General features: G+C 60.4%; 13 protein-coding genes. 9 read left to right on the forward strand and 4 right to left on the reverse strand.

Going from position 1 to position 15,259, the window contains the following annotated elements:
- Positions 1-7: 7 nt before the first annotated feature.
- On the reverse strand, positions 8-1,408 hold the full coding sequence (locus QU595_RS26180; protein ID WP_315927513.1) for a short-chain fatty acyl-CoA regulator family protein: 1,401 nt from the start codon (positions 1,406-1,408) through the stop codon (positions 8-10).
- 236 nt (positions 1,409-1,644) lie between these two features.
- Here QU595_RS26180 and QU595_RS26185 point away from each other — a divergent pair, with 236 nt between their 5' ends.
- Entirely contained in the window at positions 1,645-3,237 is a 1,593-nt protein-coding gene (locus tag QU595_RS26185) for an isocitrate lyase (protein WP_315927515.1), read from the forward strand.
- 281 nt (positions 3,238-3,518) lie between these two features.
- Here QU595_RS26185 and QU595_RS26190 read toward each other — a convergent pair whose 3' ends face one another.
- Both QU595_RS26190 and QU595_RS26195 read right to left on the reverse strand, forming a co-directional pair.
- On the reverse strand, positions 3,519-4,847 hold the full coding sequence (locus QU595_RS26190; RefSeq protein ID WP_315927516.1) for an ATP-binding protein: 1,329 nt from the start codon (positions 4,845-4,847) through the stop codon (positions 3,519-3,521).
- Positions 4,844-5,500 carry a response regulator transcription factor gene (locus QU595_RS26195; RefSeq protein WP_094574542.1) on the reverse strand — a complete coding sequence of 219 codons (657 nt, stop codon included), beginning with the start codon at positions 5,498-5,500 and terminating at the stop codon, positions 4,844-4,846. Before QU595_RS26195 ends, QU595_RS26190 begins: the two co-directional genes overlap by 4 nt.
- A 135-nt stretch (positions 5,501-5,635) precedes the next feature.
- Between QU595_RS26195 and QU595_RS26200 the strand changes: the two genes are divergently transcribed.
- The 8 genes from QU595_RS26200 (at position 5,636) to QU595_RS26235 (ending at position 13,102) form a co-directional block, all read left to right on the forward strand.
- Complete coding sequence (locus tag QU595_RS26200) at positions 5,636-6,208, forward strand: hypothetical protein (protein ID WP_315927520.1); 573 nt, start codon at positions 5,636-5,638, stop codon at positions 6,206-6,208.
- A gap of 4 nt (positions 6,209-6,212) precedes the next feature.
- Positions 6,213-6,875: an ABC transporter ATP-binding protein gene (locus QU595_RS26205; RefSeq protein WP_112590827.1), complete on the forward strand. Its 663-nt coding sequence runs from the start codon at positions 6,213-6,215 to the stop codon at positions 6,873-6,875.
- Positions 6,868-7,551, forward strand: a complete 684-nt coding sequence (locus tag QU595_RS26210) for an ABC transporter ATP-binding protein (protein WP_315927524.1) — start codon at positions 6,868-6,870, stop codon at positions 7,549-7,551. The genes QU595_RS26205 and QU595_RS26210 overlap by 8 nt, the downstream gene beginning before the upstream one ends.
- Entirely contained in the window at positions 7,533-10,181 is a 2,649-nt protein-coding gene (locus QU595_RS26215) for an ABC transporter permease (protein ID WP_315927526.1), read from the forward strand. The genes QU595_RS26210 and QU595_RS26215 overlap by 19 nt, the downstream gene beginning before the upstream one ends.
- An 81-nt stretch (positions 10,182-10,262) precedes the next feature.
- A complete protein-coding gene (locus tag QU595_RS26220; protein WP_094574532.1) occupies positions 10,263-10,514 on the forward strand; it encodes a DUF1344 domain-containing protein in 252 nt (83 codons plus the stop codon).
- A gap of 257 nt (positions 10,515-10,771) precedes the next feature.
- Positions 10,772-11,161: a hypothetical protein gene (locus QU595_RS26225; RefSeq protein ID WP_112590822.1), complete on the forward strand. Its 390-nt coding sequence runs from the start codon at positions 10,772-10,774 to the stop codon at positions 11,159-11,161.
- Between the two features lie 70 nt (positions 11,162-11,231).
- Positions 11,232-12,071, forward strand: a complete 840-nt coding sequence (locus QU595_RS26230) for a hypothetical protein (protein WP_315927530.1) — start codon at positions 11,232-11,234, stop codon at positions 12,069-12,071.
- Between the two features lie 65 nt (positions 12,072-12,136).
- Complete coding sequence (locus tag QU595_RS26235) at positions 12,137-13,102, forward strand: phosphatase PAP2 family protein (protein ID WP_315927532.1); 966 nt, start codon at positions 12,137-12,139, stop codon at positions 13,100-13,102.
- A 121-nt stretch (positions 13,103-13,223) separates the two neighbouring features.
- Here the strand turns inward: QU595_RS26235 and QU595_RS26240 are convergent, their stop codons facing one another.
- On the reverse strand, positions 13,224-15,251 hold the full coding sequence (locus QU595_RS26240; protein ID WP_315927534.1) for a bifunctional DedA family/phosphatase PAP2 family protein: 2,028 nt from the start codon (positions 15,249-15,251) through the stop codon (positions 13,224-13,226).
- Positions 15,252-15,259: the final 8 nt, after the last annotated feature.

Raw genomic sequence — 15,259 nt, forward strand, 5'->3', positions numbered from 1 at the left:
TGAAGCATTAGTCCGAGAAGCCGAACGGGGCTTCGGTGCGTCTGTAGCCATCCGCCAAAATGCTGCGGCCAATCGGCGGCTCCGAACGCGACATGCAGGTCGGCCTGTGACAGAGCCTGCAAGATATGCCGATCGGGGTATAGGCCGGGGTACCGGCGTGATCGCAATAGACCATCCTCTCGGCATGATGCGCCTCGCAGACCAAGGCTACCGCCCGGGTGACCCGAGCGGAGGAATAGGTGCCGCCTCCCGAGCTCACCGTGCGCGCGATCGAGAAAAATCTCTGCCCGTCCGGCAGTTCCAACCATTGGGTCACCACGGTTCGTGGCGAAGTGAAGACCTGATGAAGGCTCCACAACGGGCAGCCACCCCCGTGCCGTGCGAATGGAAAGTTCGCGCTGTCCAGTCTCTTCGAAACGTTTCCTGCAGTGTCGACGCGAATGAAGAAGAAGGGCACGCATTCCTGACCGGGCTTTTGCAGCGTCGTCAGCCGGTGGGCAGTCTGCTCGAAACTTGTATTGAACTGACGGGAAATGGCCTCCACGTCATAACGTTTGGCCTCGGCGGCCTTGGCGAACTGTGCGTAAGGCATAAGCAGTGCTGCGGCGAAATATCCGGCCAGGGCGCGGTGCGCGAGCTGGTTCGCGTTGTCAGACGAGAGGTGACCTGAGCCGACGAGCTTGTGGATTTCCTCGTCCACTTCCAGATAGGCAAGCTGTTGGGCGAGCTGGAAGTTCTGGCTGGCGAGGTCCAAGCCGTCGTCGATCAAGATCTCCCTCCGGTGCCGATCAAGTCTGCGAACCGAGCCCATCATCACATCTTGCGGCAAACGTCGGACGTTCAATCCGTGCCGCTGTTTGAAGAACGCCTGCAAACCACCCACGTGATTGACGTCAGCTGCCATGCTTTCGGCTGCGGCATCGAGATGGGGAAAGCAATTCCGACGCGCCGCCAGGAAAACCCGAACCGCAGTCACCGGATCACCGGCAGCATCGGCTCCGCCTGAGCCAGCAGCCGCCTGTTGCTGGTCCGCCAAAGCGAACTGCTCGCTCTTGTAGGCGGTGTAAAGCCGAAGCATCGCCTCGGTGAAGCCTGGAAAATTGCTGAGAACATCGCTCAGCTCAACCGGCGAGATCTCGATATCAGCGAATATCGAATCCTTCATCGCGGCTTTCAGTCTATTCATCAAACCAGGCCCGGCGTCTTCCGTGAGCGCCGACAGGTCGATTGCATAGGCCTTGGCCAGGCGGATCAGCACCTCGGCCGTCACCGGCCGCTGATTTCTCTCCATCAGCGCGATGTAGGACGACGAGATTCCGATATCCGAAGCCATCCCCGCTTGGGTAAGGCCCAGATCCTTGCGAAGGCGCCGCAATCGCGGTCCGAGATAAACGCCGCTTTTCTCCATCGCGCATTTACAACATTACATGTTGGCTCTGTAAAGTTTTGCATCCAGCAATTGCTAGGGCATAGTGGCTTCGCCAGCCGAACCGAATGCCACCGACCTTACATTAGTTTACATCCTTACACCAAATCTTTGTAAAGTATTACAGGCTGACAAGTTTGGGCATCGGTCCGGTTGCCATGGCGATGTAGAGGAGGGATCAACTGTCCGACTAAATCAAACCGTCCGGGATTCCAGCAATGACCTACGTCAGCGCCATCGAGCAAGCAGCCACCGAAATCAGTGGCAACAAGAACTGGCAGGGCATTTCGGATGAAGCCGTCGCGCGCATGCGCTTGCAGAACCGCTTCCGCACGGGCCTCGACATTGCCAGGTATACGGCCGACATCATGCGCAAGGACATGGCCGCCTACGATCAGGATCCGGGCAAGTATACCCAGTCCCTTGGCTGCTGGCATGGGTTCATCGGGCAGCAAAAGGTCATTTCCATAAAGAAGCATTTCGGCTCGACCGAGCGCCGCTATCTCTATCTCTCGGGCTGGATGGTCGCAGCCCTGCGCTCTGAATTCGGTCCGTTGCCGGACCAGTCCATGCACGAAAAGACCAGCGTGCCGGCGCTCATCGAGGAGCTTTACACCTTCTTGCGGCAGGCTGACGCTCGCGAGCTCGGCATGATCTTCCGCGAACTGGACACGGCAAGAGAGGCAGGTGACGCTCCGCTGCAACGCCAGATTCTGGCTTCGATAGACAATTATCAGACTCACGTCGTTCCGATCATCGCTGACATCGACGCGGGCTTCGGCAACGCCGAGGCAACCTATCTCCTTGCCAAGAAGATGATCGAAGCCGGTGCATGCGCGCTCCAGATCGAGAACCAGGTCTCAGACGAGAAGCAATGCGGTCACCAGGACGGGAAGGTCACGGTCCCGCACGAGGACTTCGTGGCCAAGATCAGGGCATGCCGATACGCCTTCCTCGAGCTCGGCGTCGACAATGGCATCATTGTTGCGCGCACCGACTCTCTGGGCGCTGGCCTCACCAAGCAGATAGCCTTCAGCGCCGAGGCAGGCGATATCGGAGACCTCTACAACTCCTTCCTCGATTGCGAAGAAGTTTCGCCCGGGAAAATCGAAAACGGGGATGTCTTCATTACGCGGGACTCGAAGGTTCTGCGGCCGAAGCGACTTCGTTCAAACCTTTTCCAGTTCCGGCCAGGCACAGGCGAGGACAGGTGTGTTCTGGACTGCATCAACGCCCTGCAGAACGGCGCGGATCTGCTTTGGATCGAAACCGAAAAGCCTCATATCGAGCAGATCGCAGGCATGGTCGATCGCATTCGCGAGATCGTCCCCAACGCAAAGCTGGTCTACAACAACTCGCCATCCTTCAACTGGACACTGAACTTCCGCCAGCAGGTCTTCGACGCATGGCTGGCTGAGGACAAGGATGTCACCAGCTACAATCGGGCAAAGCTCATGAGCGCCGAGTACGACAGCTCGGAGCTCGCTCTCGAGGCGGACGAAAGAATCCGTACGTTCCAGCGCGACGCAGCCGCGCGGGCTGGCATCTTCCATCATCTCATCACCTTGCCGACCTATCACACCGCAGCATTGTCAACCGACAATCTCGCCAAGGAATATTTCGGCGAACAGGGGATGCTGGGTTACGTGGCCAACGTCCAGCGCAGGGAAATCCGCCAAGGCATTGCTTGCGTGAAGCACCAGAACATGGCCGGCTCCGATCTCGGCGACGATCACAAGGAGTATTTTGCCGGTGAAGCGGCACTCAAGGCCGGCGGCGCCCACAACACGATGAACCAGTTCGCAGCATGACGAGCGCCAATCTCAGCAAGCGCCTTGTGTCGCCCGCATCGGTGGGGTCCGGCGCGCCGGAATCCGAAAGATGGGGTCGTTTGCGGAAGGGGGCGAAATCCTACGCTAAGCAAGAGCCCGCTGAGCAGCGTGTTGAGGCGAAGTCCGCCCAGCAGAAAGGATTGTCAGCTCGCTCAAGGTCAGCCACGATAGGCTCACCCGTGCAACGCCCTCGCTCAGTCGGGCAGCTACACCTTTCGGCCGAGCTTCACCCCTCGACGTCGTTAAGCGGGAACAAAAGCTTAAGCTCTCAGTAAGGCCGCTCGTACAACGAGACTTGCGACAAGGCCAGGCCCGTCCTCTCGCATGGCGAGCGTGAGTCCCACTCCTTGCCTTTCGGCTGCCGCCTTTGCGATCGCCAGCCCCAGGCCACTTCCCTCGCTGTCTTGAGGGCTCGCCCTGAAGAACCGCTCAAAGACTCGTGGCATCTCTTCTTCATCAATGCCTGGGCCGGTATCGCGGACGTCTACGCGCGCCTCTTGCCCGCAGACGGCCACCGCGACGTCGACGGTTCCGCCCAATGGTGTGTACCGTACAGCGTTTTCCATCAGATTGCCGAGGATGATCTCGAAATCGCTAAGCGAACCGACCACAGTCGCCTTGTCCTGGCGCGTGATGCCCAAGTCAATCTGGCGGCTCTCCGCGAGTGGGGTCAGACGCGCAACGATGTCAAATGCAAGTTGGACGAGGTCGATCGACTGCGTAGCGGGCGCAGGCTCTTGGGCGTCGTAGCGCGCCAGGCGCAAGAGCTTGTTCACAAGGCTGGTGGCCCTGCCGATTCCAGCTTCGAGCTCAGTCAAACGCTGCGAAAACCGACCGTCCCGGTCATGGTGCCGAAGGTTGTCGATTTGAATTTGCAGCGCCGAAAGCGGTGTGCGCAATTCATGGGCTGCATCTGAGATAAACCGCCGCTGACGCTCCAGCAGTGCGCGAAGCCGCGCGAGCATCAGGTTGATTGAGCTCACAAAGGGAACGACTTCGGCGGGCACGTCGTCGATCGGAACGGGGTCGTCCGCCCCGGCGTCTCGGGAACCGACCGTGACGGCCAGGCGATTGAGCCGCGCCATAATCCGATCGATGATCCAGCTCAGTGTCAGCAATGACATTGGAATCAGAACGATGATCGGAAGCGCCGCCTGGAGCGCCGCATTGGTCGCCAGTTCCTGTCGGACCCTCGTATCCTGGGAAATCTGAACAGTTCGGTCCGGCACTGCCAGTGTGTAGACGTGCCAATTGTCATTGCCGGTCGAAATGTCGGCAAACCCGGTCGCTGATTGGCGGGGAATATCAACGGCTGGGTGCGAAAGTCGCAACGGCTTGCCGGCCACATTCCAGACCTGGATGACGAAGTCGTCCTCGGGGTCATGCGGCACATCGCCAACCCGTCCGGCTGGCACGGAAGGCGCGTCCCCGACATAAAGCGCGATCTGCCGCAGCTGATTGTCGAGGAAGTCGGATGCTTCGTTCCTGACGAGGAAGAATGATGTTATGGCCGCGCAGACGCCGATGGCCGCCATTAACCCGGCAAGCCATATGAAAGCCGTACGTCGGATCGAAATCGCGCCTTTCACTTGGGGACCATCCAGCCGGCCCCCCGGATGTTACGTATGATGTCCTTGTCGAACTTGCGTCGGACATAGTGGATGAGGACGTCGATTGCGTTGCTTTCCACCTCTTCGCCCCAGCCATAGAGTTTTTCCTCAAGCTGGCTGCGGGATAGGATTGTGCCGGGGCGCTCCAGCAACGCCTGGAGCAGCGCGAATTCTCGCGCCGGCAACATTTCGCTGCACCCGCGATATTTTACCTCATGACTTGATAGATCGAGCTCGATCTCGCTCGTGACAAGGACCGAAACCGCCTGGCCGCCGTGCCGGCGCAGAACCGCGCGCATGCGCGCGAGCAGTTCTTTGACCTCGAACGGCTTCACCAAATAGTCGTCGGCCCCGAGGTCGAGCCCCACGACGCGATCGTCGAGCTCGTCACGGGCGGTGATCACCAGGATCGGCCTCTTGTCGCCGGCCGTCCGAAGCGAGCGCAGGATTTCCAGGCCCGAACGGCCGGGCAAGCCTAGGTCGAGCAACACCAAACCGTGACCGCCAAGGGCGACGGCCTCGTCCCCGAGCTGCCCGTCACGTACCCAGTCTACCGACATGCCGGCATCGTCCAGGGCTTGCACGAGGGCCCGACCGAGCATGACATCATCTTCGATCACAAGAACACGCATGCTTCAAAGTATCTGAAACGCGGCCACCTGCACAGATTTTGGTGCGGGCCAGCTGCACTCCATTGGGTAATCTAAGACCCTCCTAATTCTGCTGGCGTCACATGCCCTCTCCCGTCCCGCAGAGGAGCATTAATCATGCCTGTCCGCTATCGAATATCCGCCGCATTGGCCGTGCTGTTGTTGATGTCACCCGGAGCGTTTCCTCCCGCTCTGGCACAGGAAAAGCTCGTTGCGCCTGAGACGAACCCGCCGGGTGACATTCCTGATAATCAGGTCTTCATCACCTACACCTCCCCCGACGGATTTGATCTGAAGGTGCCAGAGGGATGGTCACGGACTTCGATCGACCATGGCGTTCGGTTCTTCGATAAATATGATGAGCTGGATGCCACCGTTGGCACTGCGAGCGCTGCTCCAACGGCTTCCTCAGCCAAGGCCAACGAAATCCCGGACCTCAAGGCAGCCGGACATGCAGTCAAAATCACTGCGGTCAAGAATGTAAAGCTCGCAGCCGGGCCGGCCGTCCGCATCAGCTATCTGTCGAACTCCGCGCCAAATCCGGTCACGAACAAGCAGATCCGCCTCGAACACGAGCGCTTCATACTGTTCAAGGATGGCAGGACGCTGACCCTTGATCTTGCCGCTCCGGCCGGCGCGGACAACGTCGACCAATGGCAGCTGATCTCCAATTCGTTGCATTGGAGGTGAGTTTATGCCCGCACTCGAGGCGACCGAACTTTACCGCTTCTTTCATGCCGGCGACGACGAAGTCGTCGCCTTACGTGGCGTTGCCCTCACCCTCAATGCGAAGGAATTCACCGCATTGAGGGGCCCCTCCGGCAGCGGGAAATCGACGCTGCTTGCCTGCCTTGCCGGGATTGATGAGCCGGACGGTGGCGTGGTGTCGGTTCTGGGAGAGCGCATGACCCGACGCCCCGAGCCGGTGCGGGCTCGGCTTAGGGCCCGCCATTTCGGAATGCTCATGCAGTCCGGAAATCTTTTCGATCACCTGACGGTACGAGACAACATCCGTCTGCAGATGGAGATCTCCGGCCAGGGCCGATCGGATGAGATCGATCTCCTTCTCGACAACCTGGGCCTTGATGGCCTGGCAAGTGTCTTGCCCGCTCACCTTTCAGGCGGCGAGGCGGCGCGTGCCGGCCTGGCCGTGGCGCTCGCGGCAAAACCATCGATCCTGCTCTGCGATGAGCCGACCGCCGAGGTCGATGCAGCGACGGAGCAACTCGTCATCGACCGTCTCATCGAAACTTGCCGCGGCGGTGCCGCCCTCCTGATCGTCACGCACAGCCCCGCACTCGCAGCACGGGCCGATCGCATTATCGACATCCGTGATGGAGGCATCGTGCATGGCTAAAACCTTGCTTTTAGCCGCCGACCTTTGGCGCAGCTTCCAGCGCGAGCGAGGCGTCGTGGCGGCCGTTCAAGGCTGCTCTTTCAGGATTAGCGCCGGCGAAACCATCGCCATCATGGGACCTTCGGGGTGCGGAAAGACGACGCTTCTGAATCTGATCGCGGGATTGGACATGCCAAGCTCGGGGCAGCTGGAACGGCCCGGGTCTGGTTCGCCCGACACGTTGCGCCCCGAGCGGATCGGCGTCGTCTTCCAATCGGCGAATTTGATTCCTGCACTCACCGCGCTCGAAAACGTCGAGCTGCCGATCCTTCTCGGTAACGGTTCCGAAGCCAACGCTCGTGCTCTGACAGCGCTTGCCACCTTCGGGGTCGATTCCCTGGCTCAGAAGCTTCCCGAGCAGCTTTCCGGCGGCCAGGCTGAACGGATCGCCGTAGCTCGAGCCATAGTGACGGATCCGGAATTGATTGTTGCCGATGAGCCGACGGGCCAACTCGATCAAGCCGGCGCTGCGGTGCTGGTAGACCGGCTCCTCGCCTGGGGGCGGCAGACCGGAAGCGCCATCGTCATCGCCACGCATGATGAGCGTGTGGCGGCAAAGATGAACCAAGACTGGCGGATGCGTCACGGCAGAATCGAGAGCATGATTGAGAGGTTCGCATGTACGGGCGCTGGTTGATCGGACTTATCCGAACCCGTCCCGGCCGCCTGGGCGGCACCATCGGCGGTGTGGCGCTGACAGTCGCCTTTATTGCGTGCCTGGGTGCGTTCTTGCAATCCAGCGCGGCTGAGATGACGGCGCGGTCGATCGCCCAGGTGCCCGTCGATTGGCAGGTCCAGTCGCTGCCGGGGGCAGATCATGGTGCGGTCGAGGCTGCGATCCGCTCCGCTGCGCCGGTGACCGGCCTGCAACCAATCAACTATGCCGATGTTCCTGGCTTTGAGGCGAACATTGGAGGCACGGTGCAGACCACGGGTGGCGGCACGGTGCTTGGCATTGGACCGGACTATTTCGACCAGTTCCCGGGGCAAGTTCGACGGCTGGTCGGGTCGGTCGATGGCGTCCTGATAGCACAGCAGACTGCCGCCAACCTGCATGTCACGGTTGGGGATCAGGTTGTCATCCACCGCTTCCAGGCGCCCGACTTCAAAGTGACGATTGCCGGCATCGTCGATTTGCCCAACGCTGACGCGATGTTTCAGGCGATCGGCGTCGCCCCCGGCGTTGCACCACAAGCCCCGCCCGACAACGTCCTGTTGTTGCCGATGTCCCAGTGGCAGCAAGTATTCGCACAGCAGGGCGCAAGCCGGCCCGATACCGTCAAGACTGAGTTCCACGTCAAGCTCGATCACCGCGGTCTATCCGCCGATCCGGTCGCTGCGAGCATCTGGGCGACTGAGCAAGGTCACAATTTCGAGGCACGCGTTGCTGGAACCGCGCTGCTTGCCAACAATCTGGCGGCTCGACTGGGAGCGGTGCGCGAGGATGCCCTCTACGCCCGACTGGTTTTTCTGTTCCTCGGCGCCCCAGGAACGATCCTGGCCATTCTGCTGACGCTTGCCGTTGCAGGAGCTGGGCGGGACAAACGCCGTCGCGAGCAGGCGTTGCTGCGTTTGCGGGGAGCAACAGTCGATGCCGTCCTTCGTCTGGCCGCGGCTGAAGCGATCGTCGCGGGGGTCGGCGGTGCGATCCTTGGTATTCTCCTCGGTGCTCTCGCCGCGCATTTCGTTCTCGGGGCGGCACTCTTGCGCAGCACGGCGGTTCCTTTGCTCAGTACTGTGGCTGGGCTCGCGCTGTCGCTCGTCGCGATCCTGCTTCCCGCTTGGCGAGACGCTCGCAGCTCTACCATTGCGGCGGGCCGGCGACCGATCGGCGAGCATTGGACACCCTTGTGGGCTCGCGGTTATCTGGACCTTGTGCTGCTTGCGCTCGCTGCGGCGTTCTACTGGCGTTCGGCAGCGAGCGGATATCAGGTCGTTCTCGCGCCGGAGGGTGTGACGGCCGCGGCCGTCGACTACACCGCCTTCCTTGCGCCTATGATGCTATGGACCGGTCTGGCACTGTTGGCCATGCGGCTCGTCGGGGCCGGGCTGCGGCAAGGCCGACCGCTGATTGCCAAGGGCTTGCGACCTGTCGCCGGGCGTCTGGCGGATGTTGTGGCGGCAACATTTGGGCGCCAAGGCCGCCGATTGACTGCTGGCATCGGCCTGGCTGCGCTTGCTTTCGCCTTTGCATCGTCTACCGCGATTTTCAACGCAACCTATGAGGCCCAGGCGCGGGTCGACGCTGAACTCACCAACGGCGCCGACGTCACCGTCACGGGCACATCCGCCGCACCTGCGTCTCAGGCGCTCGACACCCTTTCCAGGCTACCGGGCGTCGCGGCGGCCCAGCCGATGCAACACCGATACGCGTATGTCGGAACCGACCTTCAGGATCTCTACGGCATCGATCCGGCACGCATCGGGACAGCCACGGCCATGTCCGACGCTTATTTTGCCAATGGCGATGCGAGGGCGACACTCGCCGACCTCGCGCAAACGCCCGATGGTGTGCTGGTCTCTCAGGAAACCGTGAACGACTATCAGCTCCGCCGCGGCGACAGCATCAACCTTCGCCTGCAAAACGCGGCCGATCACCAATATCATGTCGTGCCCTTTCACATCGTGGGTGTGGTGCGCGAATTCCCGACCGCCCCCAAGGATTCGTTCTTGGTCGCCAACGCGGCTTACATCGCCCGGCAAACCGGTTCCGCGGCAAACGAGATTGTTCTCATTCGATCGAACGGTGATCCCGCCCGCGTCGCTTTGTCCGCCCGAAATGCGACTGCGGGCCTCCCCGGAGTCAAGGTCAGCCAGATCGGCGATACCGTAGCCCTGATAGGGTCGAGCCTCACCGCAATTGATCTCGCCGGTCTAACGCGGCTGGAACTCGTTTTCGCGCTTGTCATGCTTGCTGCGTCGGGCGGACTGGTCCTTGGCCTTGGCTTTGCCGACCGCGAGCGCTCCTTCGCGGTTCTCGTGGCTCTGGGAGCCCGACCACGACAGCTCGGCGCCTTCGTCTGGAGCGAAGCGGCATTGGTTACCGGCAGCGGCATGGTCCTGGGTCTCGGGGCAGGCACGCTGATTGCCTATGTGCTCGTCAAGCTGCTGACCGGAGTGTTCGACCCGCCACCTGAGGTGCTTTCGGTGCCGTGGCTCTACCTCGTTGCTCTCATCGTCACGGCGGCGGGCGCCGCTCTGGTAGCCGCGACAGGTGAAGCAATGCGCAGCCGGAAACACGTCACGGAGAAGCTCAGAGGCGAGTGAGAACCTGTTTTCTCGCAATCCAGGCCGCCATTGCGGGAAAGGATAGAGATCGGCGGCCGAGACCTTGAAAGGATAAAGCAAATGAAACCGCAAATGATCATGGCCGCGATGCTGGTGCTGGCGCCGATCAGCGCCGCATTCGCTGCCCAGACATCCGGCACGATCACCGCAATCAGCAAGAATGCCGATACGATCACGCTGTCGGACGGCAAGACTTACGCCCTGCCCGAAGGGATCGAAGACACCAAACTCCGTGTCGGCGAAAAGGTCCAGCTAACCTATGCGGACAAGGGCGGTAAGGCGGTTGTCTCCCATCTGGTTCCGCAGAAATGAAAATTGCAGCGGCCGGCGTCATTGCCGGCCGCTGCTTTCGCACGCGATTGGCAGCCGTCGACCATGTCCGGCGCCAGGCCGACACCCGTTCTAATTCTCAGCTAATTGAACCTGCGTAGTCACAGTGGGCCGACCGAGCGCGCCAAGTAGAGCGGTGGGCGTATCGAGCTATCGCTGCAGGAGTGCCATTCAACCTTCGAGGAGCGATGCGGAAGCCAAGCATACCTTGCAGTGCCACAATTCAGGGAAATTAACTGATGAAACAGATTTTTCTTGCCATCGCACTCATTACCGCTCCGGTAGCGGCTTTCACCGGCTTTGAGCTCTACGCCAGTACTGCACCAGCCAAAACAGCGAGCCTCGGCGATCTGTCGTCGTTCAAGGCCATCATTGCTGACGTCCAGACCCTCGCTTCCAAGGGCGATCTCCCCGGCGCTGCCAAGCGCATCACCGATTATGAAACGGCATGGGACCAGGCCGAGACCGCGATCCGTCCACTGAACCAGAACGATTGGAACAACATCGACGCGGCCTCTGACGCTGCATTGAAGGCCCTTCGTCAATCGAGCCCGTCGGCGGACAAGGTCAACAAAACACTCGCCGCCCTGATGGCGGTTCTCAACAATCCGGCACAGCCTGCTCAGTAGGCGGGCGACAAACACCGTCACTCTGCAAACCGCCGCCCGAAACTTCGACGCCCTTTCAAGGATACCCACAATGTCTGCACCGGCCACCAAAGCTGCTGTTTACAATCGCGTTCCCCGCGTCACAACCGACTTCTGGCTCATAAAACTGATGGCCGTCACCATGGGGGAAACGGCGGCCGATTATCTCAACGTACAGATGGGCCTCGGCTTGACCTCGACGTCACTGATCATGTCCGCAGTTCTGGCGCTCGCCCTGGTCTGGCAGTTTGCGCAGAAGAAATATGTTCCCGCCGCCTACTGGCTGTCCGTGGTGCTGATCAGCATCGTTGGCACGTTGATCACCGACAATCTGGTCGACAATTTCCATGTTCCGCTGCTGGATACGACGATTGCGTTCTCGGTCGCCCTGGCGCTGACGTTCCTGCTCTGGTTCAGAGCCGAAGGGACGCTTTCGATCCACTCCATCTACACCGGGCGGCGTGAGGCCTTCTACTGGCTGGCCATCCTGTTCACCTTCGCGCTTGGGACGGCCGCCGGCGATCTGGTGGCCGAAAAATTCGCGCTGGGCTATCTGGCGACCGGCGTCCTGTTCGGGATGATCATCCTCTCGCTCAGCATCGGCTATTTTTTCCTCGGCCTCGACGCGATCCTCGGCTTCTGGCTGGTCTATATCCTGACCCGGCCTCTCGGCGCCTCCTTCGGCGACCTGATGTCCCAGCCCGCGCAGTATGGCGGTTTCGGCCTCGGCACGATCATCACCAGCGCGATCTTCCTCGCCGCAATTGTTGCAATCGTCATCTTCATGAGCGTTCGGCACGAGGGCGAGGAACTCGCTGACGTTGATGAGGATCAAAAGATGGCAGCCCCCGGCAAAGGCGAGAAGCTTGCTATTGCCGAGGAAGGACTTTGAGGAGCCGCCCGGCCTTGAGTGATCGTCTGCCAGCTTCAACACCAATATCGCCGAGGACAGTCCGAATGCAGGCGGCAGCACAAGCACTTTCCCGAACTCTAGAAAAATGGGTATTGGCCGGCGCAGCCTTATCAGCTCTTCTGGCAACGGTAGTCCAGCTCCATGCGCTGGAGGAGCTGGTTGATCGTCCTGTTGCGTTGTTCTTTGCAAGTCAGCGTGACGCGACACTGGTGCATATTGCGCGATTTTTGACAGACTTCGGCAAAGCCTACTGGTTCATCGTCCCGGCTGCCGCTCTGTTCATACTGTTCCGGTTCATGTGGAAGAATCCACTTTATGCTTCCAGGTCACTTTTCGTTTTAACGAGCGTGGCATCGACCGGCATTGTCGTCGATATTCTCAAAGTCGTATTTGGTCGCGCTCGGCCAGAATTGTTGTTCAATCAGGATATTTTTCAGTTCTTTTTTTTCAGATTCGGGCACGAATATAATTCATTCCCGTCGGGACACACCGCCTGTGCGATGGCAGCGGGCGTCGCTTTGGCCCTGATCTTTCCGCGTTACCGCAGCCTGGCGCTTGCTGGCGCAGCCATTCTGGCATGCACGCGCTTCATCACGACTTCGCACTACATCAGTGACGTGATGGCGTCCTCAATGATCGCCGTCGTTGTCGTTCCGATTATCCAGATTGTTTTTGCGCGATTTGGCTTTCCCTTGAGCGAGCGCGAGGCGTCGATGGACCCGCCCCGCCATCGCCTGGCTGCAAAAATGATCGGCACACCTTTGAAGGCTCGCAGCATCGATGGCGCCGTCATGCGGGCGAGCGCACCAACAATCGTCGGGGTGGTGATTGCCGCGACGATTATGGCGGTGTGCGGTTTGGCTCCCAATCTGGCACTGATCGAATGGCAAGAAGGTTCCTTGCCCGATTATCAGCCTGTACTTGAATGGTGGCTATGGTTGTCCTTGTACGTCTGTCTCGGCTTCGGAGCACTGACCTGGGCATGCCAGCGAAAGCTTAGGCCAATCTGAGGACACGCTTTCCTTGACCTCTGAGTTCCCGTGTAGACCATGGTCATGGGGAAATGGATGTGCGGTCGATGGTGGGTTCTTGGCTTAGCTTGGGGCCGCCACTCCCTTAAGCGCCTCGGCGTTAAAATCCTGTTCGCAGCAGCAGAACCCCTCCGTCCCAATTCGTGTTCGCTTCAGCGTCGGGGCGTACCGCAATACGCCCTGATCCAAGCATTTGTGCCAGAATGTCGCGCGGCGTGTTGGCATCGGCCTGGGTTGAGACAGCAGAGGATAGCGACAGCGGCCGCTCGATCTGTCCCTGCACGACCGAACCGATCCAGACCGGTGCGAGTTTTTCTCCCATGAGGTTGAGATCTGCATCCCAAAGCCGGAGCACGAACCGAGTGTTGTTCGGTGCAGCTCCGTTTTGCAGGACGAGCGTCAAGCTCGGCAGCCTTCCGCTGGCGAGATGAGGGGTAACCGGCAATTCGACAGGAGTTGTCTTCGCGGAGAGCCAACCCAGTATCCTGGATGACGCCCATGGCGCGGGCAGACGCCATCCCTTGCTCAGCAAATCCTGTCGAATTGCAGAAAGGTCTCCCGCCCACTGGATCGTGAAGGGCTCTTCGATCTCGCCGGTCAGATCGATCCGCCTGGGCGGCAGCCGTTGCCAACCTGACGTCCACCAGTCGTTGGCCATCATCGTGGGGGTCGCTCGGTTTACGGCATAGCGTTCGACATCGAGAGAGTGATGTCGATAGACGTTCAACCCCCCGGCTAGCGCGAGTGCCGCGCCGGCGATCACCATCAATGACGTCGCGCCGACTGATTTTGCCGGCTTTCGCATGTAGAAGAATCCGAGCACTGCCAGCCAGGCCGTACCGAAGGCAAGCCCCCCGACCGCGTCCGAGAACCAGTGAGCGCCCAGATAGACGCGCGAGAACGCTATCAGCAGTGCAAAGGATAGAGCGGTCAAAGCGACCGGAAGGCGCCACATCGGACGAAGTTCACGTCCGATCAGGAAAGCGAGAAAGCCGTAGACGGCGAGATTGACTGTGCTATGGCCGCTGGGAAAGGAAAATGCGCTCCAGCCCGTGTAGAACAACTCGGTCGGCCGGGCGCGATGGAGCGTGACTTTTATGACCGTGTTGAGCACGGATGCACCGCCAACTGCCGCCAGCCAGTAGGCTGCTGGACGCCATGCCCGTCTCCAGGCAAGCCATAGAAACACTGCGATCGTTACCGTCATCACGACCACCGTATCGCCAAGCTCGGTGGTTATCAGCATTACGGAATCGCCCGGAACGGTTCGCAGATCCTGGAGTGCCTGGTAGATCGCGTTATCGGCGCGTACGAGAGGGTCGCCACTGACGACATCTTCGAGAATGCCGAAGAACAGCCAGGCGGAGCCGACCAACAGCAAAGCCAGAAACGCAAGCCCTCGGGCGTCGGGACGCGACGGATCGAGAAGATCGAGCGCGAAGCGACCCCAACGGGAGTGGTTCATGGCCGTGCGTTGCCGAAGCCAACCCGACAGAGCCGATGCAAGCGCCGGACCGTGGCGCAGGGCGAACCGGGCGAGACGGAGTAGCACCCAGATGAAGACAACGATGAGAACAACCAGAATAGCGAGGGATTTGGCGGCCGCGCCGAACATGCTGAAAGCAGCGCCGACGAACACAGCGGGCAGAACATGCGACGGCGCCCACACCAGCGCGGACAGGATGTTGGCAACGTAGAACCGCCGCACCGAGAGCCCTAACATGCCGGCGATCAGGGGGACGAAGGCTCGCACGCCCGGTGTGAAGCGGGCGATAAAGACGCTTTTGTCGCCGTGCTTTGCGAAAAATGCCTCGCTGCGCGTGATGAGGTCCGGGTGTCGGTTGAGCGGCCATCGTTCAAGGATCTCGCGGTGATAGCGATGGCCGATCCAGAACGAGAGGCCGTCGCCGATGATTGCCCCGGCGGAGGCCGCGCCGAGCAGCGGCCAGAGTTTTACAATGCCGCTGGGTACCAGTGCGCTGATTGCCAGGATTGCGGCAGTGCCTGGAATAAAAACTCCGATGACGGGTATGGATTCCGACAGCGCCAACAGAAGCACCGTCGCATAAGCCAAATGCGGATGCGCCGCGATGAACGCGGTGACGGCGGAGAAGAAAGACGCCACCATCCCGCGCT

Source organism: Mesorhizobium sp. SP-1A, assembly GCF_032460275.1.
Classification (GTDB): Bacteria; Pseudomonadota; Alphaproteobacteria; order Rhizobiales; family Rhizobiaceae; genus Mesorhizobium.